27 protein-coding genes are annotated in these 22,565 nt (G+C 52.6%); 17 read left to right on the top strand and 10 right to left on the bottom strand.

Annotated elements, in window-relative coordinates; genetic code table 11:
• Positions 1-24: 24 nt before the first annotated feature.
• The 7 genes from G4V39_RS06640 (at position 25) to G4V39_RS06670 (ending at position 4,669) form a co-directional block, all read left to right on the top strand.
• The gene (locus tag G4V39_RS06640; protein WP_166032176.1) at positions 25-1,317 is read left to right on the top strand and encodes an IMP cyclohydrolase; all 1,293 of its coding nucleotides are present in this window, start codon (positions 25-27) and stop codon (positions 1,315-1,317) included.
• 83 nt (positions 1,318-1,400) lie between these two features.
• Positions 1,401-1,871 (top strand): hypothetical protein, encoded by a 471-nt coding sequence (locus G4V39_RS06645; RefSeq protein ID WP_166032177.1) that lies wholly within the window; start codon positions 1,401-1,403, stop codon positions 1,869-1,871.
• On the top strand, positions 1,850-2,668 hold the full coding sequence (locus G4V39_RS06650) for an alpha/beta hydrolase (RefSeq protein ID WP_166032178.1): 819 nt from the start codon (positions 1,850-1,852) through the stop codon (positions 2,666-2,668). The genes G4V39_RS06645 and G4V39_RS06650 overlap by 22 nt, the downstream gene beginning before the upstream one ends.
• Before the next feature lie 9 nt (positions 2,669-2,677).
• On the top strand, positions 2,678-3,199 hold the full coding sequence (locus G4V39_RS06655; RefSeq protein WP_166032179.1) for a BCAM0308 family protein: 522 nt from the start codon (positions 2,678-2,680) through the stop codon (positions 3,197-3,199).
• Between the two features lie 9 nt (positions 3,200-3,208).
• The gene (locus G4V39_RS06660) at positions 3,209-3,604 is read left to right on the top strand and encodes a TraR/DksA family transcriptional regulator (protein WP_166032180.1); all 396 of its coding nucleotides are present in this window, start codon (positions 3,209-3,211) and stop codon (positions 3,602-3,604) included.
• Positions 3,605-3,650: 46 nt separating this feature from the next.
• Positions 3,651-4,145 (top strand): hypothetical protein, encoded by a 495-nt coding sequence (locus G4V39_RS06665; RefSeq protein WP_166032181.1) that lies wholly within the window; start codon positions 3,651-3,653, stop codon positions 4,143-4,145.
• 128 nt (positions 4,146-4,273) lie between these two features.
• On the top strand, positions 4,274-4,669 hold the full coding sequence (locus G4V39_RS06670; RefSeq protein WP_166032182.1) for a response regulator: 396 nt from the start codon (positions 4,274-4,276) through the stop codon (positions 4,667-4,669).
• A 235-nt stretch (positions 4,670-4,904) separates the two neighbouring features.
• Here G4V39_RS06670 and G4V39_RS06680 read toward each other — a convergent pair whose 3' ends face one another.
• Genes G4V39_RS06680 through ftsE form a run of 5 tightly spaced genes read right to left on the bottom strand, consistent with a single transcriptional unit; the run spans position 4,905 to position 9,861 of the window.
• Complete coding sequence (locus G4V39_RS06680) at positions 4,905-5,816, bottom strand: divergent polysaccharide deacetylase family protein (RefSeq protein ID WP_166032184.1); 912 nt, start codon at positions 5,814-5,816, stop codon at positions 4,905-4,907.
• 18 nt (positions 5,817-5,834) lie between these two features.
• Positions 5,835-7,199 carry a S41 family peptidase gene (locus tag G4V39_RS06685; RefSeq protein WP_166032185.1) on the bottom strand — a complete coding sequence of 455 codons (1,365 nt, stop codon included), beginning with the start codon at positions 7,197-7,199 and terminating at the stop codon, positions 5,835-5,837.
• A gap of 30 nt (positions 7,200-7,229) precedes the next feature.
• A complete protein-coding gene (locus G4V39_RS06690) occupies positions 7,230-8,309 on the bottom strand; it encodes a murein hydrolase activator EnvC family protein (RefSeq protein WP_166032186.1) in 1,080 nt (359 codons plus the stop codon).
• Positions 8,310-8,323: 14 nt separating this feature from the next.
• On the bottom strand, positions 8,324-9,208 hold the full coding sequence (locus tag G4V39_RS06695) for a cell division protein FtsX (protein ID WP_166032187.1): 885 nt from the start codon (positions 9,206-9,208) through the stop codon (positions 8,324-8,326).
• Complete coding sequence (gene ftsE, locus G4V39_RS06700; protein ID WP_166033092.1) at positions 9,208-9,861, bottom strand: cell division ATP-binding protein FtsE; 654 nt, start codon at positions 9,859-9,861, stop codon at positions 9,208-9,210. The genes G4V39_RS06695 and ftsE overlap by 1 nt, the downstream gene beginning before the upstream one ends.
• A gap of 483 nt (positions 9,862-10,344) precedes the next feature.
• On the opposite strand from ftsE, the gene G4V39_RS11420 reads away from it, so the two are divergent.
• The 10 genes from G4V39_RS11420 (at position 10,345) to G4V39_RS06750 (ending at position 17,243) form a co-directional block, all read left to right on the top strand.
• Positions 10,345-10,686 (top strand): type IV pilin protein, encoded by a 342-nt coding sequence (locus G4V39_RS11420; RefSeq protein ID WP_166032188.1) that lies wholly within the window; start codon positions 10,345-10,347, stop codon positions 10,684-10,686.
• Positions 10,687-10,762: 76 nt separating this feature from the next.
• Complete coding sequence (locus G4V39_RS06710; RefSeq protein WP_166032189.1) at positions 10,763-11,110, top strand: type II secretion system protein; 348 nt, start codon at positions 10,763-10,765, stop codon at positions 11,108-11,110.
• A gap of 100 nt (positions 11,111-11,210) precedes the next feature.
• Positions 11,211-11,870, top strand: a complete 660-nt coding sequence (gene fsa, locus G4V39_RS06715) for a fructose-6-phosphate aldolase (RefSeq protein ID WP_166032190.1) — start codon at positions 11,211-11,213, stop codon at positions 11,868-11,870.
• Positions 11,870-12,853, top strand: a complete 984-nt coding sequence (rfaE1, locus tag G4V39_RS06720) for a D-glycero-beta-D-manno-heptose-7-phosphate kinase (RefSeq protein WP_166032191.1) — start codon at positions 11,870-11,872, stop codon at positions 12,851-12,853. The genes fsa and rfaE1 overlap by 1 nt, the downstream gene beginning before the upstream one ends.
• Complete coding sequence (locus G4V39_RS06725) at positions 12,850-13,395, top strand: DUF4416 family protein (protein WP_166032192.1); 546 nt, start codon at positions 12,850-12,852, stop codon at positions 13,393-13,395. The genes rfaE1 and G4V39_RS06725 overlap by 4 nt, the downstream gene beginning before the upstream one ends.
• Entirely contained in the window at positions 13,377-14,258 is an 882-nt protein-coding gene (locus G4V39_RS06730) for a YicC/YloC family endoribonuclease (protein ID WP_166032193.1), read from the top strand. The genes G4V39_RS06725 and G4V39_RS06730 overlap by 19 nt, the downstream gene beginning before the upstream one ends.
• Positions 14,259-14,351: 93 nt before the next feature.
• Positions 14,352-14,639, top strand: coding sequence for a DUF370 domain-containing protein (locus G4V39_RS06735; protein WP_166032194.1), 288 nt, complete (start codon positions 14,352-14,354; stop codon positions 14,637-14,639).
• 6 nt (positions 14,640-14,645) lie between these two features.
• Positions 14,646-15,251, top strand: coding sequence for a guanylate kinase (gmk, locus tag G4V39_RS06740; RefSeq protein WP_166032195.1), 606 nt, complete (start codon positions 14,646-14,648; stop codon positions 15,249-15,251).
• Between the two features lies 1 nt (position 15,252).
• On the top strand, positions 15,253-16,005 hold the full coding sequence (gene rlmB / locus G4V39_RS06745) for a 23S rRNA (guanosine(2251)-2'-O)-methyltransferase RlmB (protein WP_166032196.1): 753 nt from the start codon (positions 15,253-15,255) through the stop codon (positions 16,003-16,005).
• Entirely contained in the window at positions 15,999-17,243 is a 1,245-nt protein-coding gene (locus tag G4V39_RS06750; RefSeq protein WP_166032197.1) for a 3-deoxy-D-manno-octulosonic acid transferase, read from the top strand. Before rlmB ends, G4V39_RS06750 begins: the two co-directional genes overlap by 7 nt.
• On the opposite strand, the gene G4V39_RS06755 is transcribed toward G4V39_RS06750, so the two are convergent.
• The 5 genes from G4V39_RS06755 to G4V39_RS06775 all read right to left on the bottom strand — a co-directional run bounded on the left by G4V39_RS06755 (position 17,224) and on the right by G4V39_RS06775 (position 22,498).
• Positions 17,224-19,323, bottom strand: coding sequence for an alpha-amylase/4-alpha-glucanotransferase domain-containing protein (locus tag G4V39_RS06755; RefSeq protein ID WP_166032198.1), 2,100 nt, complete (start codon positions 19,321-19,323; stop codon positions 17,224-17,226). The genes G4V39_RS06750 and G4V39_RS06755 overlap by 20 nt on opposite strands.
• A gap of 77 nt (positions 19,324-19,400) precedes the next feature.
• Positions 19,401-19,967, bottom strand: coding sequence for a DUF4202 family protein (locus G4V39_RS06760; protein WP_166032199.1), 567 nt, complete (start codon positions 19,965-19,967; stop codon positions 19,401-19,403).
• Positions 19,960-21,303: an NTP transferase domain-containing protein gene (locus G4V39_RS06765; protein WP_166032200.1), complete on the bottom strand. Its 1,344-nt coding sequence runs from the start codon at positions 21,301-21,303 to the stop codon at positions 19,960-19,962. Before G4V39_RS06765 ends, G4V39_RS06760 begins: the two co-directional genes overlap by 8 nt.
• Positions 21,300-21,998, bottom strand: a complete 699-nt coding sequence (ispD, locus tag G4V39_RS06770; protein ID WP_166032201.1) for a 2-C-methyl-D-erythritol 4-phosphate cytidylyltransferase — start codon at positions 21,996-21,998, stop codon at positions 21,300-21,302. The genes G4V39_RS06765 and ispD overlap by 4 nt, the downstream gene beginning before the upstream one ends.
• Positions 21,998-22,498 (bottom strand): diacylglycerol/polyprenol kinase family protein, encoded by a 501-nt coding sequence (locus G4V39_RS06775; RefSeq protein ID WP_210412035.1) that lies wholly within the window; start codon positions 22,496-22,498, stop codon positions 21,998-22,000. The genes ispD and G4V39_RS06775 overlap by 1 nt, the downstream gene beginning before the upstream one ends.
• Positions 22,499-22,565 lie beyond the last annotated feature (67 nt).

Raw genomic sequence — 22,565 nt, forward strand, 5'->3', positions numbered from 1 at the left:
TACGGCCGCTTTGAGGAGGGACCCATGGAAGATCTCAAAAAGATGTATCGAACCATTGTCGGAGACCACTTTCCGGAGGAGATCAAAATCACCTTCGGTGACACCACGCTGACCTATCGCAAAAGAACCTGGAAGATAAAAGACGAGAAAACCGGTGAGGTGGTGGAAAGGGGGTTGCGCTACGGAGAGAATCCCGACCAGGAGGCGGCTCTATATGAGCTAGTGGGGGGCAATCTGGTCCTGGGAGGCTGTGAGTTTATCGGCCCGGGGGAGGGGCTGGTTTCGGCCATTACCGAGGAGGATATGCTTCAGTTCGGCAAACATCCGGGGAAGATAAATCTAACCGATGTGGACAATTCCCTTAATATACTTAAGTTCCTGAGTCGGAAGCCGGCCTGTGTGATCGTCAAACATAACAATCCCTGTGGTGTGGCCTATGGAGAAAACATAGAAGAGGCCTTTGTGCGGGCCTTTCGGGCTGACCGCATAGCGGCCTTTGGTGGGGCCATAGCCCTGAATCGTCCAGTGGATAAGGCCTGTGCTGAGGCTATTAACGAGCATTATTTTGAGGTTCTGGCCGCTCCGGAATATGAAGAGGGAGCCCTTGAAATCCTCAAAAAGCGTAAAAATCTGCGTATAATTCGTATTCGACGCATAGACGAGCTCGAAAGTTACTGGCAGCGCCGTTTTGTGGATTTTAAGAGTCTTATTGATGGCGGATTGATCATCCAGCAATCTCAGATCAACAAAATTCGGAGCCCGGAAGACCTTAAACCGGCAGTCTGCGTCCACGAAGGTCGAGAATACCGTTGTCGGCGAGAGCCCGATAGTCGGGAACTCGAAGATATGATCTTCGGCTGGGCTGTGGAAATGGGGGTGACTAGTAACTCTGTTCTTTTTGTTAAGGAGGGGGCTACGGTGGCCATTGGTACCGGCGAGCAGGATCGGGTGGGGGTGACGGAGATTGCTATTTTCAAGGCCTACACCAAGTATGCTGATCTGCTGTGCTATGATCGCCACGGTATTCCCTACAAGCAGCTTGAGTTAGAGATTAAAAAAGGCCAGCGGCCGGCCTCCCAAAAAGAAGAGATAGATGCCGAAACCAAGGCTGCTCGGGCTGGTCTGCCCGGATCAGTAATGGTCTCTGATGCCTTCTTCCCCTTTCGCGACGCGGTGGACGTGGCTATTGCCCAGGGGATAACAGCCATCGTTCAACCAGGGGGCTCCCTTAGAGATTGGGAGAGCATTGAGGCCTGTAATGAAGCTGATCCACCAGTAGCTATGATGTTTACCGGTCAGCGGGCCTTTAAACACTAAGGCCACTTCTGAGCAAAAAGGGAGGGCCAGGCCCTCCTTTTTCTTTGCCCTAGAGGCCAGATTCTAAAGAACATGGGGGATAAATGCCTGTCTGGAGACCACCTACAGAAAAGGAAGATTCTCCCTGGCCGGGGAGATTGGTGGAAAAGATACCTTTAGAAAACGGCCTGATGGTAGAAATATGGGACTACTCCCGCCGTCAGGCTGGTGATCGGTGGCTGGTGGGAATGCTGGCTCAAGTGAAAGTCCCTGTTTCGCCAGAGGATTTTCCTGACCAGGATTCCTACAAAGACTTCCTGGAGCTTCAGGGACCGTGGGCCTATTTTCGGCTTTATAAGGAACGAACTTTCATTGATCAGGAGGCCCGAGAAGAAATCTTCAGGGGGCTGATGGAACACTTTCGGCGTCACTGCCTGGACTATCTGGCCCATCCAGAATTTGCCTCTCGCTTTTTGGCCCGGGAAATTGAGGAATTCCTGCGTCGTCGGCACTGGGAGCTAGCCAGTAGCGAAGAAGAGGAGGACGATGAAGAATGGAAAGACCGCCCCATTTAGAGATCTTGGCCCTTATGGATCAATCTCCACTAAGAGAGGCCCTCTTCCCTCCCGCCCCCGGAAAGACACCCTGTCCACCTAAGGTTACGGAATTTCTCTTTGGGCCGGCCGGAAATCTCAAGGCCCACTTTTATCCTGGCTCTCCGGAGATGCCTGTTATTTTTCTCGTCCACGATGTCGGGGAAACCCTGGCTGATTATCCTCCTGTAGGTCATGCCGCTCAGCAGGCTGAACTTAGCCTTTTTGTTTTTGATCCCCGGGGATGCGGCGAAAGTCCCGGCCGCCCCTCTATGAAAGGGCTTCTGGAAGATTCTCTTCAGGCCTTTGCCTTGGCCCAAGAACGCCTTCCTGCCCAGGGATATTCTCGCCCTCTGGTAGTCATGGGCCGGGGGGTGGGGACAGTGGCCGCTCTCGAGATAGAACGCCAATATGGCCCAGGGGTGGCGGCGGTTATCCTTGTCTCCACCTTTGTTAATCCTGACGCCCTTCTCCTTTCTCGAGGGCTTAACCCTCAGGACTTTCCAGACCTTCCTCAGGGATTCATGGAGGGATACATCCAGAATCTCAGCCGGCCGATTATGGTTGTCCATGCCCAGCATGATCGTTATGTCCCCTTGTCCGAGGTGGAAAAATTCTTAATGTATGCCCAGGTTGGCAATAAACGCCTGATGATTATCCCGGGGGCCGATTTTCTGGATCGGTCCTTGCTGGCCGAAGAAGGTTTCTTCCAGATGGTGAGCGATTTTCTCCACTGGTTGCGTCCTAAAAGAAGGCGTCGAGCTATAACCTTACACTAGGAGGTGCCTATGGGTGGGAGGAAACAGGGACGAAAGTGGCGAGGCGATATTCCCCATAAGTTTGAGACGGTGGAGGATCCTTATCTACCCAAGAAGGCACCGGCCGGAGAGGCTTTATGTCCTCGATGTCACGCGGTGTTTAGAGACAAACGTTGGTTCTTTGATGAAGATTTTTATCAGGAGTTTAAGGAAAGCGATCTTGTTCCCAAGATTCTCTGCCCCGGATGCCGAAAGTCCCTGGACAGATATGCCATGGGCTACCTGACTCTTTCTGGCTCCTTCTTCCAAGAGCATAAAGATGAGATCATGAAGGTGGTTATGAACGAATACAAAAGGGCCAGGGAGAAAAACCCTCTCATGCAAATTATTAACCTCACCGAAGACGAAGATAAGATGGTCATAGAGACTACCAGCGAACGGCTGGCCCAGCGTCTGGGACGGGCGGTTTACAAGGCCTACAAGGGAGATCTGGAATTTCGCTGGGCCCATCAGGACAAATTTGTCCGGGTCTACTGGCACCGAGATTCCTAAGGAGGCTATATGTCTGACAAGAATAAACGCCGACCCCTTACCCCGGAAGAATTAGAAGAACTCAAAGAGAGGCTTTTGGAGCGTAAAAAAGCCCTCTGGCGCGAGGTAGTAGAGACTTTAGAGCGCGAAGGCAAAGAGGCCTATCAGGATCTTATCCAGACCGTAAAAGACGAACAGGATCTTGCTCTGGCTGATATTCAAGAAGAGACCCTGCTTTCTCTCCTTGAACCCAAAGTTCGGGAGCTTGAGGAGATCGAGCAGGCCCTTATCCGGATGGAACAGGGTGAATATGGTCGCTGTATTGACTGCGGTCGTTGGATTAGACCGGCCCGTTTAGAAATTATTCCCTGGGTAGCTCGCTGTCGTGACTGTAAGGAACGCTGGGAGAAACTTCAAGAAATTTGAGCCGCCTAGAGTTGACGCTTTTGGCCTCCCCAGCCCGGATCCCCACTTGGCCTGTCAGTGGCCCCCGGTAATCAGAAGGGCTCAGGAGGTGGTTAAGGCCTCGGAAAAGGTAAGAGCTTTAGCCAGGGAGCTTAAGGAAATCATCTCCCGGCTTGATCCCCTGATAGAGACCTATACCGCTAAAGTGTGCCCTACCTGTCAGGATGTCTGTTGCTCTCAGACCAATGCCTACCATGATTTTGCTGACTTAGTGCTTCTTCTGGCAGCAGGTCATAGACCTCCCCCCTACGAGCACCACCGTCGTCTCCTGGATCCTTGTCAGTTTATGGGGGCAAAAGGTTGTATTCTTCCTCGCTGGCAACGCCCCTATCGCTGTACCTGGTATTTCTGTAGCCCTCTTGTTGAGGCGATGGAAGCTCAACCGCCTAAGAGATACAGGCGTATTCTGGCCCAGATCAGTCACATGCAGACCATAAGAAGAGAGCTTTTGGAAACCCTTCAGGCTGTCCTGAAGAGGGGCCTTGATTCCCCTCTTTTTTAGTCGGAATTGGTCTATATCTTGGGGTTCTGGTCCCTTCCTCTCTCTAGATCTTGTCTTTTTGGACTTGACAAATCTCCCCTCAACATGTAGAAAACGGCAACTCCTCTCTGGGGGAAGGAGAAATCCCAATGAAAATCATGATTGTCGATGATGATGAGGCCGTAAGGGCCTTAATGGCAGAAATTATTGCTCTTTCTGGCCATGAGGTTATTTTGGCCGCCGATGGTCTGGAGGCCCTTCAGCTTTATCGCCTTCGAAAACCGGATGTCATCTTTATGGATCTGGAGATGCCTAGGCTCTCGGGCCCGGAGGCTATTCGGGCGATTAAGGCCTTTGATCAGCAGGCCAGAATTTTTATCATCACCGGGAATCGTTATCATCCTTTCCTGGCCCAGGCGGCCCGGGAATCACTGGTGGCGGGGACTATCTTTAAGCCCTTCTCCATGGTGGATATAACCCTCTGTCTGGGGAGAAACACCGCCTATTCCGAATTGGAGGAAAGATTGGGGGCCGTTTCCGCCTGATGGCTATTGGCGTGCTTCGCGCAAACTAATCCCAGTTCACAACAACCCAGACGCCGAAAGTAGCTCTCTTCAGGAGAGCGGAGTTCCTTGCCGCAAACGGCACACCTTGGGGTTTTCCCCTGTTTTTTCTCATGGTGCCACAACGCAGCGCCCGTGGCCTTTTTGGCTTCTCGGGCCTGGCTGGCTCGATGACGAAAAAAACCCTCCACTAATCGAAAAAGACCTTTCATGCCTTTTAGTTTAACACTTGGCTTAGAGGGACCAAACGGGCTTTTTTCTTGAGCCGGGGAAGCTCTTTTTTGAGAACCTCCAGAGTTTCTTTGTGAGGATGACCGATAGCCACCGCCTTTCCCTCACTCCTGGCCAGAACAATCAGGCGTTTGAGTTCATGGCGGATGGCCTTTTTGTTCACCGTGTGGTCGAGAAAGACCCTTCGCTCTGCACTAGGAATACCCAGCTCCCGGGCCAGACGATAGCCCACCGTCTCGGCAGTGGTTCGGCTATCAAGGAAAATCAACCCTCGACGTTTAATCTCCAGAAGCAAAAGGCGCATCTTGACCGGATTGGCGGTGAACCGCGATCCCATATGATTATTTACTCCCATTACACCGGGAACTCGGTTCAGATCCTCCTGGAGAATACGAGCTATTTCTTGGCCATCCATATAGACATAAAGGGCTCCAGGGCCTGGTGGGGTCCCGGAAGAGGACTCCATAGGCAGATGGAGGAGAATCTCATGCCCTTTGGCTTTAGCTAATCTGGCCAGCTCCTGGGTGTGAGGTCCGTAGGGAAGGAAGGAAAAGGTCAGGGGATAAGGCAGATCAATAAAGGCCTGGTCCAGGCCGTTATTGTAACCCATGTCATCAATAACAATGCTTATCTCCGGTAATTTTACCCGGATAGGTGGGGGCTTTTTAATTGGCCTCTCTGGAGGAGGGGGCTCCTCAAAAAGTGGCCGGCCAAGGGGCTTCTGGGGCTTTTCTACCGGGGGAGAAGAAGACTTCGGGGCCGGCGGTCTGGGCCGAGGAAATACGGCCAGCAAGGCCAGGACGGTAATTATCAGGAGGAGAATCCCTCCGGCCCAGGCTACCTCACGCCAGGGAGAGTGCCCCCGGCCCCTTTTGCTCCCCCTTCGTTTTTGGGCCATGGACTTTACTGTTCTAGCCTATCTAGGTTGGATACCCGCTCCATCTATTCGCATTTTGGTAAAGATCTGCCAGCTCTTCAGAATCCTCAGAGCCTCTTCCAACTGATTGTCTCGCCGCAGATCGTTTGAGTCTTTTTTGGGGGATTTATTTGGGCTTTCGTGCTTTTCTTTTAGCGAGGGAACCGGACGCTTTTTGGATTTTTTCTCCGTCTCTGATGGGATATGCCTTTCTAAATCTTTCTCTCGAATAAGATGAAATTTCTTTTTCGGTGGTTCGCAGACTGCCCAAGGAACAATAATATCCGGAGTGATCCCCTTAGCTTGAATAGAGCGGCCGCTAGGGGTGTAATACCGAGCGGTGGTCAAACGAATAGCGCTACCATCTTCCAGGGGAATGATGGTCTGAACGGATCCCTTACCGAAGGTTTGGGTGCCGACAATGATGGCCCGATGGTGGTCCTGAAGGGCCCCGGCCACGATCTCCGAGGCGCTAGCACTTCCCTCGTTTACCAGAACTACTAAAGGATAGGGGTGAGGGTGCCGATTGGGAGTAGCCTCAAATTTCATGCTCTGATTTTTGAGGCGACCGTTGGTATAGACGATGAGACCTCTGTCCAGAAATTCATCGGCCACTTTGACTGCCTGATCCAGAAGGCCACCGGGATTGTTGCGCAGGTCAAGAACTAGGCCCTTAAGGGGTTTGTTTTCCTTTTCTAGCTTTTCCAGGGCCTTTCGGAGCTCCCGAGATGTCTTCTCCTGAAAGGTACTGATACGGATATAGCCGTAACCGGGCTCTAGGGTGCGGGAGCGAACACTGATAATGGGAATAACATCCCGAACAATGGTGATGTCTTTGAGTTCCGTCCATCCTTCCCGGAGGATAGAGATGGTTACCTTGGTCCCCTTGGGGCCCCGAAGGAGCTTAACGGCCTCAAAGAGGCTCATGTTCTTGGTGGGTTTGCCATTGATTTTGATGATCTTATCTCCGGCCTTGATGCCGGCCCGATAGGCTGGAGTGCCCTCAATAGGAGAGACTACCGTAAGGATTCCGTCCTTTATGGTGATTTCGATCCCTATACCTGTAAAACTGCCCTTGGTCTCTATTTGGAGTTCTTTGTAGTCATCCGGGGTCATAAAGGAGGAATGGGGATCAAGACTTCCTAACATCCCCCTTATGGCCCCGTAAATAAGATCCTTGGGATTTACCTCCTCAACATAACTTTTCTGAACGATATCCAAGACTTCAGAGAAAAGACGCAATTTCTGGTAAATCTCCTCAGAGGAAGCCGAAGCCCTAAGGGAGCCACTAAAACCCAAGGCACAAAACAGAATCAGGAGGACAGTTAAAACAAGTATGGATGGGGTAAACTTTCTTCCTTTCATCTCTCCTTCACCTTCTTGAAGATTTTCAGTCTATTGGAAAAACGTTTTATCTAACCACTCCAGGGGCAAAAGGGGAATAGCTCCTAGACGGAGCTCATAATAAACACCTTCTTTGCCTAAACCTCCAGCCCCCACCCGACCAATGAGTTCTCCCCTTTTTACCAGATCACCTACTTTTTTGTAATATGCCCCCCCTCCAGCGATTATGCTCCGCAGGCCCTTGGGATGCTCAATAATGATAACCTCCCCGAAGGCCTTTTTGACTCCCAAGTAAATCACTTCACCCCCAGCCGGAGCATATATTGGATCTCCAATGGTTGCTTCAAAGAAAATTCCGGGCCCCTCTTCATACTTTACAGGATGTGACCCCCTTACCGGTGGCCAGAGGGGATAGGCCGGAAAGTCTTCTTTTTTTATCGGTTTGGAGGGAGGAAAGGGTTGATCCTCTAAAGACTTTATCTGTCGGATGATCCGGGCCAGGTCTTTCTGGGCCAGGAGGATCTCCTGTAGGAGGTCTTTATAAAGCTCCTTCTTTTCTCTTATAGCCTCAAGAAGGGCCATTTTGGCCTCCCGCAAGGATTCTAAATGGACCAACTCCTGCCTGAGATCTCTGGTAAGGACTTCTAGATCCGATTTTTCCTTGAGGAGTTGTCTTTCGTTGTCTCTTAAGGCCAACAGGCGATTCTGATAGCGCTGGGCTAGACGGCGATCGGCCAAAAGGGCCATTTCAAAGAGCCGTTCCCGGGCCAAAAGGACGCCGATGTCTTCACTGCTCAGAAGCAGGTTAAGAAAGCCCACTGGGCCCAGGCGGTAGTATGTTTTAAGGCGGAGTTTGAGTCTCTTTTTAAGGCCTGTTAGTTCGCTCTCCAGTTTTTTTTGCCGGTCTTGGCATTCTTTTATGGCCTCTTCTTTTTCGGCAATTTTTTGCTTAAGGTTCTGGATCTGAGCCCATTTTTCTTCGATGGCCTGGGAGTAGCGGTAAAGTTCTTCCTTAAGATCTTTTTCTTTACGGGTGAGTTCCTCTAAGGCCTGTTGCCGACTTTGAATCTGACGGTCAAGATCGGTAAGGCCCTGGGCCTGGGCCGCTCCCACCAGAAGAGCTAATATCATTACAACTAAAGCTATCATTCTTTAAGGAACTGCCTTAAGGGGAGAAAACTGGCCAGAAGAGAGACCAAGATCACTCCTCCAACTATTCCCGCTAACCAGGGCCAGGGTAGATACTGGAGTCTAAAAGGGTGACCAAAGATGTTCGAGGGCATGCTCTCTTGGAGCCGGATAAATATCAGATAGACCGTCGCCAGGGCCAAAAGTGAGGCCAAAAGGGCCTGAAAGAAGGCCTCTAGAAGAAATGGACCGCGGAGAAGCCCTCTGCTGGCTCCCAGAAGACGAAGAATTTCAAGCTCCTGGGCCCGAGAGTGGATGTTGATCCGGATGACGTTGGCCACCACCACCGAGACCGTAAGGAGAAGAATAGTGGCTACCAGGAGCAGGGCTGTCCGGATAAGGTCGCTGAATCCCTGGAGGCGGGCCAACCAATCTCCGGCATAGCGAACTTCATCTACCTGGGGATATCCCGAGAGAGTTTTGGCCATTTGAGGGAGTTTGTCCTGGAGGTCAAAGGGTTTCCAGAAGTAGATCTCTAAAGAAGGGGGCAGGAAGTCAGGAACCAGACCGCTCATAAGCTCTGGATTCTGGGAAAAAGCCTGTTTGAGACGCTCAAAGGCCTCCTCGGGAGAGATATATCTTACCGAGGCCACCTCCGGCCAGGAAAGAATCTCTTCGGCCAGATGTTCAACCTCTTGTTGGGAGAGCCCTTCTTTTAAAAAAACAGTGAGGGAGAGCTCCTGCCCCAGGATTTCCGTAGTTTGTCGCAAATTGTGATAAAAGAAGAGTCCCAGGGTAAAGATGGTTATCTGGAGAAAGATAACCCCGGTAGCCGCAATCTGGGCCAGAGGGCGCCTTTTGAAAGAAGAGAAGGCCTTTCCAATGATTAGGCTTACTCCCATTAGTTAATAAGCCTCCCGGAGTCAAGAACCAGGACTCGCCGATGTCGCTCGATGAAAAGGCTCTGGTTGTGAGTGGCCAGGATGATACTTGTGCCTCGGGCGTTAAGTTCTTCAAAAAGTTCTATAATTTCTTCGGCCAAGCGGGGATCCAGGTTACCCGTAGGCTCATCTGCAAGTAGAAGGGCTGGTCGATTAACGATGGCCCGGGCTATGGCTACCCGTTGTCTCTCCCCTCCTGATAGCTGAGGAGGATATTTGTTTTCTTTGCCTTTAAGACCAACGGCTTCAAGGGTTGCCAGGGCACGATGACGTCCCTCTCTCAGGGAAAGTCCCTGGACTTCCAGGGCCAGGGCTACATTTTCTAAGGCCGTTCGGTCAACCAAGAGCTTGAAGTCTTGGAAGATAATCCCGATCCGCCTTCTCAGGCCGGGAACATGGCGAGGTTTGAGGCGGGAAAGAGGTCGGCCTTCTACATATACCTCTCCTTGAGAGGGAAGTTCTGATCGGAGAATGAGATTGAGCAGGGTTGTTTTGCCTGCCCCACTGGGGCCGGTGATAAAGACAAACTCTCCCCGTTCAACGGAAAAGGATACCCTATCCAGGGCCGTGATATCCGGTGGATATAGCTTGGTTACCTCTTCAAAGCGGACAATAGGAGAATTAGAGACCATAAGATGCTTAAATATAGCAGATTTTCCTCTCCGGCAAACTTTAAAGAGTCCTCTTTCCTGGCGGGTCCGAGAAAACAGCCAGATTTGGGTGTCTCTATTTTCCCTTGATTGACCTTTTTTGTTTCCCGGGTGCCGTTTTTTGGCACCAGGGGGCCTTTCCTTTTTGCCCCAAGGCAGAAAGTCGCCCCATTTTTCCTTAAATAAGGCCTGAGCCCTTCCTGTTCTTACTTGGCATTAAGGTTGCTTCTTACAGCCAGACAAAGAGACCTTAAAGGAGAAATATCAAGATGACGAGCAGAGGAAAAGAAAGCAAACAAGAAAGAAAGAGATGGGAGGTGGGAGAGGGATACAACCAGAAACGTAGCCCTCCCTAGGCATTGCCAAAGGGGGCTTTGACATCTCGGGGGAGCTTTCTTTGCGGAAAGAAAACTTAAAAAAACAAAAATATTTAAGGAGGTTTGAGGTATGAATAACAAGGGTTTTACTCTCATCGAACTTTTGATCGTGGTGGCTATCATCGGTATCCTTGCTGCCGTAGCTGTTCCTCAGTTCACCAAATATAAGAAGAATGCTGCTGCCTCAGCGGCCGCTGGCGCCCTGACTACCTGTATGAGTGAGCTGGCCGCTGACTATGCCGACCAGGGGACCACCAGCTGGACTTGCAATCTCCCTGACAACCAGACCTGCTCTTTGAGCTTGGATGCCAGCACGGGGAATATCTCCACCTCTGGCTGCTCTCCGACCATCAAGGGTATCAGCCTTACCTGCACCATTACCAACAACCAGGTCAGTTGTACGGCCAGCTAATGTTGGGGATCCGAGAGGGGGGCTTTGCCCCCCTCTCTTATTTCTGAAGATTTATAAACTTTCCTCCGAGTGGCTCATGGACAGGCAAGGTTTTACTCTAATTGAGCTTCTTGTGGCCATCGCCATTGTGGGGATCATCTCCATGGTGGCGGTTCCTCTCCTGATGCAGCACAAGGCCAGGGCCGCTGCCGGAGTGGCCACAGCATCTATTAGCTCTTGTGTTCGAGAGCTGGTGGCCGCTTATACCGACTCCGGAGAAAGTAGCCAGATCTGTCATCTTCCAGATGGAGCCTCCTGTAGTCTAAACATTGATACCAATACCCAAACCGTTCAGGCCACCACCTGTAGTCCGGTTATCAGTGGGGTGGCTCTCTTCTGCACTATAGATGCCTCGGGGCGGGTAAACTGTCAGCCCAATACCTAAATATCCTCAGAGAAAAACAGGCCAAGATCCGCCGACACTCCCCGGTTTACAGCTTTCTTTTTTTCTAATAAAAAGCCGGAAACATGTGCTGGAGGTGACCATGAAGATCTTCATAGACACGGCGGACATTGAAGAGATCCGAGAGATTAACTCCTTAGGCATCCTAGATGGAGTGACCACCAATCCCTCTCTGGTGGCCAAAACGGGCAAGCCCTGGAAGGAGGCCATCGCTGAGATCGTGACCGAGGTCTCTGGAAAGCCGGTCTCTGTCGAGGTTATAGCCACCGATGTGGCCGGTATGGTTAAGGAGGCAAAGGAGCTCTCCCGGATTGCCGAAAATGTAGTGGTTAAAATTCCCTGCACCGAGGCCGGCCTGGAGGCTGTGGCCCGAATGAACAATGAAGGGGCCGGGGTAAAGACCAATGTCACCCTAGTGTTCTCGCCCCTTCAGGCCTTGCTGGCCGCCAAGGTGGGGGCCACCTATGTCTCTCCCTTTCTGGGACGCATCGATGATATCTCCTATGATGGAATGTTGGTCCTGGAAGAGATAATTAATATCTATGAGGTCTATGATCTGGCTACAGAGATTATTGCTGCCAGTATTCGTCATGTGGACCATGTCCGTCGGTGTGCTGAGCTAGGGGTGGATATTGCTACCGTGCCCTATAAGGTCATCAAGCAGATGTTTAGACACCCCCTGACCGATTTAGGTCTGGAGCGCTTTTTAAAGGATGCCCAGGCTGCTGGCATTACCATCTGATGACCCAAGAGCTCCTTGAGGCCTTAGATAAACTTTGCGGTCAGGTGGTCGCCGTGGTCGGTGACCTGATGGTAGACCACTTTATTTGGGGGGATGTCTCCCGGATTTCCCCGGAGGCCCCGGTGCCGGTGGTAGAGGTGCATCGGGAAAGTCTTCGCCTGGGAGGAGCGGCCAACGTGGCCGATAACCTTTTTTGTCTGGGGTTAAGGCCTCTTCTCTGCGGTCTTTTGGGGCCGGATGCCTCTGGTCAGTGGTTACGAGAGGAGCTTCGCCGGCGTGGGCTTCCTGATCAAGGGCTTATCCCTGACGACCGTCCGACCACTGTAAAGACCAGAGTGGTGGCTCAGGGACAGCATGTAGTTCGCTTTGACAAGGAAAGGCGTGATCCAGCCCCCCTAAAGGCTGTTAAGTCCATATTGAGGATTATCGAGGAGTCCCTAGAAGCTATTCGGCTTATAATTGTTTCTGACTATGCCAAGGGCACAGTTACAGCCCCTCTAATGGAGGGGTTAAAAAACTTGGCCAAATCGAGGGATATTCCCCTCTTGGTCGACCCCAAAGTGGACAACGCTGATCTTTATCGGGGGGCTTGGTTGATTACACCTAATCGAGCCGAGGCGGAGGCCTTGACCGGCCATCGGATCAGACATCGGCAGGACCTGGTGGCGGTGGTCGAAAGATTGAGGGGGCGTCTCAACATTCCGGTGGTTCTGGTTACCCTGGGGGCAGAGGGGATGGCCCTTTTTGAAGGGGACCGGCCTCCCTTTTTTATCCCGGCCCTGGCCCGAGAGATCTATGATGTTACCGGAGCCGGAGATACCGTGATGGCGGCTCTGGCGGCAGGCCTGACCGCCGGGCTTTCTCTGTCCCAGGCCGCTGTTTTAGCCAACCACGCAGCGGCGGTGGTGGTAGGTAAGATAGGAACGGCAGCGATTACCAAAGAGGAACTTCGGCAGCAGCTCGCTGAAGGGAGGTCCTGTTGAGTCACCCGCAGCCCTCCTTGCCGGCCAAACCAATAGCCAGTATCTTTGGCCGCCGGGAAGAATCCATTGAAGAGGCTCTAAGGGCTCTAAAAAAGGTGTTGGGTCCAGTAATCCTTAAAAGCTCCTGGCTACCTTTTGACCTAACGAATTATTATCAGCCAGAATTCGGCTCCGGGCTGAAGCGGCTTTTTGTGGCCTTTGCCGGCTTTTTGGCCCAGGAGGATCTACCCCGGCTCAAACATCGAACCTACGAGCAGGAGATGCTCTTATCTGTTGCCGGACGACGCCAAGTGAATATTGATCCCGGCTATCTTCTCCCAGAAAGATTGGTTCTGGCCACCTTTAAGAACTATTCTCACCGCATTTATCTATCCCAGGGGGTCTATGCCGATCTTACCCTGATCTTTGAGAGGGGGAGCTATCGTCCGTTACCCTGGACCTATCCGGATTATGTCCGGGATGGAATTCCCTTTTTTAATAAGGTCCGGCAGCTCTATGTGGAAGAGCTTAAAAAGGAGGGACTATGGCCCTTAAAAGCATGACTGCCTTTGGCCGGACCAGTCATTCCTTTGAGGGCTGGCGCCTTACCGTGGAGATTAAAAGCCTTAATCATCGTTTCCTGGACATTATCCTCCGTCTCCCCAAGCGCTACAGCCCTCTTGAAGAGCGTATCCGCCGGCTGCTCAGGGAAAAAATCGCTCGGGGGCGCCTGGAGGTTTCCGTCCAGATAAATGGTTCTCCTCCGGGGGTTCTGGCTCTCGCCTGCAACTGGGAGCTGGCTCGGGCCCTGGTAACCATATTAAAGAATCTTAAGGCCGAGCTGGCTTTGGAAGGAGAGGTCAGTTTGGCCCAGGTGGCTTCTTTCCGGGAGATTATTGTGCCTTCGGAGGAAGAGGTCGATCTGGAGCTCCTCTGGCAGGAACTGGCTCCACTTCTGGCCAAGACTCTTGAAGATCTTCAGGCCATGAGGCTAAAGGAGGGGCAGGCCCTTCTGGATGATCTCCAGGAAAGATTGCTTAAGGTGGAAGACCTCCTTGGAGAGATAAAGGAAATCTGGCCGGTGGCCTACGAGGCAGCCAGAGAGCGCCTTAGAGAACGGCTTCAGCGTGCCCTATCCGGAATTGAGTATGATCCGGCCCGTTTGGCTCAAGAAATGGCCATCATGGCCGATAAATTAGATATTAATGAAGAAATGGTTCGATTGAGGAGCCATATCGATCAATTTCGTCACTATCTTTCTCTTGACGAACCGGTGGGACGCCGTCTGGATTTTCTTGTTCAGGAAATGTTTCGGGAGGTGAATACTCTTTCCAACAAGGTTCAAGAGGCCAAAATAAATCATCTGGCTGTAGAAATAAAAGGGGAACTGGAGCGTCTCCGGGAGCAGATCCAGAACATTGAATGAGTTTTAGGGGAACAAAAAACTTTACCTTTGGGCGTTTTGAGGTTAAATTGCCTGTTTAAGTTAGAAAATAAAAGATAGTTGGAGGTAAAAGCCGTGGAGTGCAAATGTCGCCTTTTAAACATCGGTTTTGGCAATTCTGTGGTAGCGGAGAGAATTGTGGCCATAGTAAATCCCTCCTCAGCGCCGATGAAAAGGCTGCGGGAGGAGGCAAAGGAGAATAAGCGTCTTATTGATGCTACCCAAGGGCGCCGCACAAGATCCATCATTATTACTGATAGCAATCATGTCATCCTTTCTGCCATTCAGGCCGAAACCATAGCTCAGCGACTCTCTTCAGATATCTTCAAGATGATGGCCGCTGAGGAGGAAAAGTCCAAATAAAGTCATATGCGCCGTGGTTGCTTGATGGTCATCTCTGCTCCCTCTGGGGCGGGGAAGACCACCCTTATCCGGCAGCTCCTCAGGCTGGAGAAGAATCTGATCTTCTCTGTCTCCCATACTACCAGATCACCGAGGCCTGGGGAGGTGGAGGGTAAGGATTACTACTTTGTCTCTCGGGAAGAATTTGAGTCTTTGGTGGCCGCGGGGGCCTTTTTGGAATGGGCAGAGGTCCACGGAAATCTCTATGGTACCAGTATGGAAAAAATCCGGGAGCATTTAGACTCCGGGCGCGATGTGGTCTTGGATATAGATGTTCAGGGAGCCCGTCAGGTAAGGAAGAAGATGGGACTCGAGGCGGCCCTGATTTTTATTCTGCCTCCCTCGTGGTCAGAGCTTGAACGACGTTTGCGATCTCGGGGCACGGAAGATGAGGCTAGCCTGAGAAGGCGTCTTGACGCCGCTCGCCAGGAGATTCAGGCGGCCTCAGAATTTGATTATCTGGTGCTCAATGACCGTTTTGACCGGGCCCTTTCTGCCCTGAGATCTATTTTAACCGCTGAACGACTCAGGTCTTTTCGCCATTCTGATCTCCTCCGACAGTGGCTTACCTAAAATGGCCGAGGTGATTTGGGGGTATCATCCGGTGCTCGAGGCCCTCTCGGCCCGACCCGGAGAAGTGGAACGAATTGTCGTCTCCCAGCGCCATCTTCGACGTCATCGGGAGATTATCAACCGGGCCCGTCGTCTGGGAATTCCTCTGGAAATAAGGGCCCAGCTCCCTCCCCTTAAGGCTCCCCATGGAGGGAAGGTGGTTCATCAGGGGGTGGTGGCCTATGTGGCCACTTATCGTTATGCTACCCTGGAGGAGATCCGGAACGCCTGGCAGAAGGCTGAGGAGCCGGCCTTTGTCCTTCTCCTCGATCAAATCATCGATCCTCAGAATCTGGGAGCCCTTATTCGTTCGGCCGAGGCCGCCGGAGTTCAGGGGGTAATTATTCCCAAACATCGATCAGCCAGGGTGACGGCCACGGTGGAAAAGGCCTCGGCCGGGGCTACAGAACATGTTCTTGTCGCTAGGGTGACCAACCTGGTACGGACTATGGAGTGGCTAAAGGGAGAAGGACTCTGGTTAGTAGGGGCCGCCCCCGAAGGAGAGAAGATTCTTTACGATTTGGATCTTCGAGGCCCCGTAGGCATAGTAGTCGGTAGTGAGGGACGGGGGCTCCGCCCCCTGGTGGCCCAGTCTTGTGACTTTCTGGCCAGGATCCCTATGCGCGGACGCCTCTCTTCTCTTAATGCCTCTGTGGCCGGGGCTCTTTTTCTCTTTGAGGTCGTTCGTCAGCGGCTGGCAGAAGAGAGATGTTAACGGCCCTTTATTCCTGGTTGACTAAAGGCCTCTACTATCCTCTGGTCCCCTTGGTGCCGGCCAGACTAAAACGAATTCAGAACCTTCCGCCAGGGCCCTTTGATATATGGTTTCAGGCCGTCTCCGTGGGAGAGGTGGCAGTAGCCGAGGCCCTGGTGGGGGCCCTTCTGCAGATGGACCCAGGGCTTAGGGTCCTGGTAACCAGCACCACCCTCACCGGTCTAGATCGGGCCCGAAAGACCTTAGGGCATAGGGTTGAGGTGGCTCCCTATGTCTTTGACTTTCCTCAGCTGGTAAAAGCGGCCCTGGAGCGGGTGGCTCCCCGGATTTTTTCTCCTATTGAGACGGAGCTTTGGCCCAACATGATCCTTGAGGCCTCGGGTAGAGGAGCTCATCTTTTGCTCGTCAACGCCCGTATTTCCCCCTTTTCTTTCCCGCGCTACCGGCGACTTCGCCCCTTTATGGCCGAGATTTTGCGACGCTTCTCGGCCTTTTTGGCCATCTCTTCCGTCCATGCTCGGCGTCTTGAAGCTCTAGGGGCCCACCCAGGAAGGATTCATATCTGTGGCAATGCCAAATTTGAGGGATTAAGCCGACGTATAACCTCTTGTGATCTGGGGCCATGGTTTGATCTTCTTGATCTTTCTCTCGAAAGGCCGGTCCTTGTAGTGGGAAGTCTCCGGCAGGGGGAACAAGATGTCTTGGCCCAGAGCCTTAAGGCCCTTTTTGAGGCTGTTCCCTCTCTTTTTGTCCTTATTGCCCCTCGGCATCTTACTTGGCTGGAGCCCCTTCAGCAGAGCCTCAGAGGTCAAGGCCTTGACTCCCAGCTCCTCTCCGAACTCCGTTCTGGGGTCCCTAGACGGGCCTCGGTGATTGTCGTGGACGAAATTGGCCATCTTTTCTGCCTTTATGGTCTGGCCCGGGTGGCCTTTGTCGGCGGGAGTCTCATCCCCAAGGGAGGCCAGAACCTCCTGGAGCCGGCGGCCTGGGGGGTTCCGGTACTCTACGGTCCCTACACCTCAAATTTTGAGGAGGCCCGGGGTCTTCTGGAAGACAAAGGCGGAGGACAGGTGGTTCGCTCCTCGGAGGATCTAACCAAGACGGTGCTTGCTGTCCTCTCCGGATCTTCAGGGGGCCCCAGCGGGGAAAAAGCCCGAGAAGCGGCCCAAGAAGCCAGCGGAGCGGCCACCCGGCAGGCCCGGTTGATCCTCGAATATCTTAGCGCACGGCGGCCTTGATAACCAGCTCCAGCCCTTCACCAGAATCCAGTTCCAGGAGGAAGTGGGGCATAAGGGCCAGGGCCTGAATGGTCTTTTCATAGCCAGATTCTGATTGAGAGACTGTTTCCACCGGGAAAAACCACAGGCTGGCCGAAGGAAAGACAAGTCGCAATCTGGCCCCTACCGCTTGATCCTCAAAAAGGACTTCGCCCACCCCCTCGGCAGCCCAGGCCTCATTGAGGGGATGTTGTTGGCCGCCGGCCAACAGGCGGCCTTGACCATAGGCCAAAGCCGCGGGGAAGAGGTTGAATTCCACCCCGAAACGGCAAGATATTCTTTCTTTTGAAAGGTTTTCAAGATGGTAATGGACTTCTATTTCTCGCCCCCCCTGGGAGAGACGAAAGCGCTTGGTCAACTTAAGGGGGTGTCTGGGAAGTCCGGGAGGATAGAGCCCCCCCTCTCGAGAGAAGATCAGCTCGTTTTTTTCACGCCGGAAGCCAAAGGGTTGATTGGCAAAATCTCCCCACTCCCCAAAGTCACAGCGTCTAAAGGCCTCCAGATCCCGAAAGGGGTCGAAGAAGTGATCAATGAAACTATTTCGCTCATACCAGTCGTAGGCAAGAGAGGCCAAAAGATCCGGCTCTAGGTCTCGAGGAAGATGATGGATACTGAAAACCCCCTCTGCTGCCCCTTCTGGTGAAGGGGTTCCGTGGAGCAATTTTTCTTTAAGGGCCCGATGATAGGCCTCTTCTCGGCGGGTGAGGGTGTTTATGTAGTTGGTTCGGGCGGAAAAGATAGTCCATTCTCGGAGCTGACCGCCATAATGGGGCAAAAAGACCAGGGCGGCCTCCTTGGAGTGGACAAAAACCTCTGGTTGGCCATCAAAGTTTATATCGGAAACCTCGATTTTAAAGGCTCTTTCCTGGCGACGGACGGTCCCTTCAGCCTCTGCCAAAGAGGCCCAGACGGCCTGACGAAGATGAGGGAGATAAAGCCCCCCAAAGATGCCATGCCAATAGGCATCGTTGCACTGGGCAGCCAGGAGGGAGAGCCTAGCCCCTTCTTCCCAGTGCCCTGGTTGCCTGGTGAGCTGACTGACCATGAGCATTCTTTTGTGAAGGTGATTGGATTCAGGATACTTGACCAGAAAGTTCTTCCAGTGGCCACCGCGAATAAGGCCCTTAAAACGTTCCTTGTCATCCCCGAGGCGCTTAAAAAGCTCCTCCAGCTCATATATTCGGCTGGTGGGCAGAGTCCATTCTTCCATCTCCATGTAGGAGGCCGTGGGGAGATAGCATATTCCCTGAGGAGGAATCTTTTTTAAGGCCTCTTGGTAGGTAAGAAAGTGGACCAGATCCTCATCAACCCATCGGGCCGAGGCTTCTAAGAAGTTTTTAAGCCAGCCCTTTTGGTAAACCCATTCTGCGGTACCTGGCCAGGCTCCAAACTTCTCACCATCGTCAAAGTAGATGAACATCCGCCCTCCCCGAAAGCGGATGTCTCGCAGATAATTTTCCAGGTTTTTTACCGGCCAGAAGGGAATGGCGTATCTCAGGGTCTCATCGATAGGGAAGATGGCCAGACGTTTGCCCTCGCTTTCGGTAAGGTAGTAGCCAAAAAGCTGGTCTTTACTAAAACCGGAGACAATGAAGTGACGATCATCCACGACTACATATTCAATGCCTAAATCGGCGAGGTCTTCGATAATTTGAGATTCCCAGACTCGCTCCGTTAGCCAAAGACCAGTAGGGGTCTGACCAAAGCGACGCCGGATGTAGTCTTTGTGGCGTAAGATTTGCTCTTTACGGTCATCCCGGCTAATCGCTGCCAGTACTGGTTCAAAGAACCCCCCGCAGACAAACTCCACCTGGCCTTCTGCCGCCAGCTCTCCCAAGGTCTCGATTACTTGGGGGGCCTTTTCCTCCCACCACTTAAGGAGAATGCCACTTACATGAATGGCCAATCGGAAGTGCCGGGCCCCTTTTATTCCTTTTAAAAAAGGCAGATAACAAGTTTCGGTAAGCCGGCTGACGACATGATCGAAGTTCCCTAGTGGCTGGTGATTGTGAATCCCGAAGACAAAGGGCAAGGCCTTCATGAAGGAGTCTCCTTTGTGTCATCTTTCTCAGATACCCGATCTTTTTCATACCAAAGTATAGATAGAACGGGCAAGCTTTAGGAGTTGGCCTCTTCGAGAAGACGCAGGCTATCTTCTACCAAGCCTCGGAGGGTCTCATTGGGATAATCTATCTCCCGAACTAATAGGAGGCCTTGGGGGGAGAGTCTTCGGAGCCCCCAGAGACAGCGACGTTTGGTCTCCTCAGGGCTGTTCCGGGCGGCGTAAAGGGGAAGGTTAACCTCAAAGAAGGAAAGGCTATCGGCCTCTTTGAGGATGTCTGCCCGGGGATCACCACCTTGTTCATGGCGTCTCACCAGTCGGCATACCTCGGCGATAAGTTCCTGATCAGCCCCGCATTCCCGCATAAGTTTTTCTAAGATTTGGGCGCTGAGGTTGGCGTGGGCCTCCTTGAAGGCCTCGTAAGTAGAGAATTCCTCCCGGCGTAGCCGCTGGGGTCGGGCTCGTTCTAGGTCATGCCCCAGGGCAGCAATTTCCAGGGCCGGATCGGCCTCAGGGAAGAGCCGCCGGAGCCACCTTAGAGTGTTTTCGGCGTGAGCAGGGTCTTCGGGGACCTCGGATTGGGCAACAAGCTCCCTTATCCGGGTTGTGATACATTTAAGCACTTCGGGTGGGGGATCTTTCAAGCTGATAGAAGACAAAGATCCTCCTTAATACTTCAAGATTCATCAAGAGGGCCAACAGGATCAGGGTGGCTAAAATCTGTCCGGCCAGAACTCCAATAAAAATGATAAAGATCCGGACATCGCGCCCTATGCGCCAGCCAGAAGGGACCTGCCCCCGGCGGATAAGTTTATCATAGTGGGGGGCGGTGTAGCTGACCATAAAAGAGCCTACCAGGGCCAGAAAGGCGCTTATCAAAAGTAAGTCGCTTGGTTGTTGGCGATGGAGATGACCGGCCATGGCAAATATGAGGGCTGCATCTGCATAGCGATCCAGGAGAGAATCAAGCCATCCACCGAAGGGGCTTTCAAGGAATTTGAGTCGGGCCACCTCTCCATCACAACCATCCACAATGGAGGCCAGCTGGGCCAAAAAGGCACCCAATATAGGCCCCCAACCGGGGGTCATGAAGAAGGCCCCGGCAGCCAGAAGAGAAAGGAGAAAGGAGAAAATGGTGATCTGATTGGGAGATATCCTCCTGGGGAGGAGAAGTTTTTCGGTAATAAAGAGTGATATCGGGCGGTTTATATGCCGGGAGATGGGGCCATCGGTGGCCTTGGATCGAAGATTCTCTTTAAGGGCCTTTCGGGCCCGCTGGTAGGCGGAAAGATCGTCGATGTCTATCCAAAAAAGCCCTCCGATGTCTATGGCCTTCAGAGACCCCTGTTTTGCTAAAATTTCCATGGCCCCTGAAAGCCGTCCATCCCCTTGATCAATACCCTCTTGGAGGGCGGGAAAAATGGCTGGCGTACAGTAAAAGATTCCGGTGTCGTAGCCATTGTAAGGGTTGATTTCCTTGCCGATGGCCCGGATCAGACCTTGAGAAACTTGAACCTTAGTGGCATCAAGCGGGTCTATAAAAGGATTGTCCAGATGGCTGTCTACGGCCAGGAGAACCTGGCCTTCCTCTGGAGGCCTTTGTTTTAAGCGTTCGATGATGCGGGCGTCAAAGAGATGATCGCCCATAAGAAGAAAGAAGCTCTCCTGGCCCACAAAATCCCTTCCCTTTAAAGCCGAGAGGGCATTTCCCTTGGGCCAGTCTTTGTTGTGAATCGTCGTTATGTTAAGTCGCCGGGTCTGGGAGAGCCTCCGGAGGGCAGATTCTACCTCCTGGCCCCGGTAGCCGGTAATAACACAGAATTCATCAATGCCTGCCCGAGAGGCGGTGAGAATGATTCGCTCAATGAGGCTAAGCCCTAAAAGGGAAACCAGGGGTTTGGGTTCCCCCAGCTCAGAGAGCCTTCTCCCGCGCCCGGCAGCCAGAATAACGGCCTTCATCGGCAACCTGATCTTCTTGGGGTTACCTGGAGGAGGGCCTCCAAAAGTAAGAGATCTTCAGGGCTGGTAATCTTAAGATTGGTTGTCGGTGCCGGCACTACGGCTACCGGGATTCCCAGCCTCTCCAACAGGCTGGCCTCATCGGTGGCCTGGAAACCTTCTTCTTGGGCCCGTTCAAAGGCCTGTTGGAGCAGCTCCTTACGAGCTCCCTGGGGAGTTTGAGCTAAAAAGAGGGCCTCCCGGGGCAGGGTTCGGGTTATGGTTCCGTGGTGGACCTCCTTCACGGTATCCCTTACAGGACAGGCGGCAATGGCGGCTCCTGTTTCCCTGACCTTGTTGATTACGGTCTGGATCAGCCCTGTGGAAACCAAGGGACGGGCGGCATCATGGACAAGAACAATTTCCACCTCGGAGGGCAGGGCTTTAAAGCCAGCCCAAACGGAATCCTGCCTGGTGGCTCCTCCTTGAACGACGGCTTGAACCTTCTTTAGCCCCGCCTCAGAAATTAACCTCTGGGTGGCCTTAATATAAGAAGAGACCGCAACTACTACGATGATCTCCACTTCGGGACAGGCTTCAAAAGCCTCTAAGGAGTAAAGAAGAAGGGCCTTCCCGCGGATTTCAAGAAACTGTTTGGGTATCTCGGCTCCTAAACGGCTTCCTGTGCCTCCGGCAGCAATGACAGCGGCGTTCATTAGCCTTCTTTTTTGCCATTTTGTTGGTCAGAGGTCAAATGGAGCACATCTAAAGAGAAGGCTAGGGCCAGGGGCAAGCGGAGGTTGTCATCAAAAGGCCCATAGCGTTCAAAGAGAGTGGCTAAAGCGGCCACTAGAGCCGGTTTTTGAAGACCCAAGGTCCGGGCGGTTATCCAGGCGCCAGCAAAGAGACTCAGACTACCGATAATAGACTTGCCCCTGCTTTTTTTCAGACCTCCAGCCAGACCAGCTAAGGGGTCAGCTACCGCCGAGATAACGATGGCCTCCCGGCCAGATCGGGGAAAGAAGGCTCTGGCTACGGTAGCCGAAAGGAGGAAGAAACTGGCTCCAGAGAGCCTTTGGCGCTCTTTTTCCCGCATAAGGGGCTTGAAAAACCGGAGGGCTACTCGATTAAGAAGGGGGGACTTCTGGCGCAGAAGATCGGCGGAGATGAAGGAGGCAGCCAGAATCTCCAGGCCCTTTTGAGGCCAAAAGGCCAAGGAACCTCCGGCCACCAGGTGAAAAAATCTTCGTGGCAGCTCTAGTCTTTCGGAGAGTTTTAAGGGA

The sequence above is a fragment of the Thermosulfuriphilus ammonigenes genome (assembly GCF_011207455.1).
GTDB classification, from domain to species: domain Bacteria; phylum Desulfobacterota; class Thermodesulfobacteria; order Thermodesulfobacteriales; family ST65; genus Thermosulfuriphilus; species Thermosulfuriphilus ammonigenes.

Bases quoted from the DNA above. Each gene is read 5' to 3' on its own strand.
- G4V39_RS06655 (WP_166032179.1), top strand. From the start codon at position 2,678: ATGGGTGGGAGGAAACAGGGACGAAAGTGGCGAGGCGATATTCCCCAT.
- G4V39_RS06685 (WP_166032185.1), bottom strand. From the start codon at position 7,199: ATGAAAGGAAGAAAGTTTACCCCATCCATACTTGTTTTAACTGTCCTC.
- ispD (WP_166032201.1), bottom strand. From the start codon at position 21,998: ATGAACGCCGCTGTCATTGCTGCCGGAGGCACAGGAAGCCGTTTAGGA.
- G4V39_RS06710 (WP_166032189.1), top strand. From the start codon at position 10,763: ATGGACAGGCAAGGTTTTACTCTAATTGAGCTTCTTGTGGCCATCGCC.
- G4V39_RS06640 (WP_166032176.1), top strand. From the start codon at position 25: ATGGAAGATCTCAAAAAGATGTATCGAACCATTGTCGGAGACCACTTT.
- G4V39_RS06645 (WP_166032177.1), top strand. From the start codon at position 1,401: ATGCCTGTCTGGAGACCACCTACAGAAAAGGAAGATTCTCCCTGGCCG.
- G4V39_RS06670 (WP_166032182.1), top strand. From the start codon at position 4,274: ATGAAAATCATGATTGTCGATGATGATGAGGCCGTAAGGGCCTTAATG.
- G4V39_RS11420 (WP_166032188.1), top strand. From the start codon at position 10,345: ATGAATAACAAGGGTTTTACTCTCATCGAACTTTTGATCGTGGTGGCT.
- G4V39_RS06730 (WP_166032193.1), top strand. From the start codon at position 13,377: ATGGCCCTTAAAAGCATGACTGCCTTTGGCCGGACCAGTCATTCCTTT.
- gmk (WP_166032195.1), top strand. From the start codon at position 14,646: ATGCGCCGTGGTTGCTTGATGGTCATCTCTGCTCCCTCTGGGGCGGGG.
- G4V39_RS06750 (WP_166032197.1), top strand. From the start codon at position 15,999: ATGTTAACGGCCCTTTATTCCTGGTTGACTAAAGGCCTCTACTATCCT.
- fsa (WP_166032190.1), top strand. From the start codon at position 11,211: ATGAAGATCTTCATAGACACGGCGGACATTGAAGAGATCCGAGAGATT.
- G4V39_RS06695 (WP_166032187.1), bottom strand. From the start codon at position 9,208: ATGGGAGTAAGCCTAATCATTGGAAAGGCCTTCTCTTCTTTCAAAAGG.
- rlmB (WP_166032196.1), top strand. From the start codon at position 15,253: ATGGCCGAGGTGATTTGGGGGTATCATCCGGTGCTCGAGGCCCTCTCG.
- G4V39_RS06680 (WP_166032184.1), bottom strand. From the start codon at position 5,816: ATGGCCCAAAAACGAAGGGGGAGCAAAAGGGGCCGGGGGCACTCTCCC.
- G4V39_RS06650 (WP_166032178.1), top strand. From the start codon at position 1,850: ATGGAAAGACCGCCCCATTTAGAGATCTTGGCCCTTATGGATCAATCT.
- G4V39_RS06765 (WP_166032200.1), bottom strand. From the start codon at position 21,303: ATGAAGGCCGTTATTCTGGCTGCCGGGCGCGGGAGAAGGCTCTCTGAG.
- G4V39_RS06690 (WP_166032186.1), bottom strand. From the start codon at position 8,309: ATGATATTAGCTCTTCTGGTGGGAGCGGCCCAGGCCCAGGGCCTTACC.
- rfaE1 (WP_166032191.1), top strand. From the start codon at position 11,870: ATGACCCAAGAGCTCCTTGAGGCCTTAGATAAACTTTGCGGTCAGGTG.
- G4V39_RS06660 (WP_166032180.1), top strand. From the start codon at position 3,209: ATGTCTGACAAGAATAAACGCCGACCCCTTACCCCGGAAGAATTAGAA.
- G4V39_RS06755 (WP_166032198.1), bottom strand. From the start codon at position 19,323: ATGAAGGCCTTGCCCTTTGTCTTCGGGATTCACAATCACCAGCCACTA.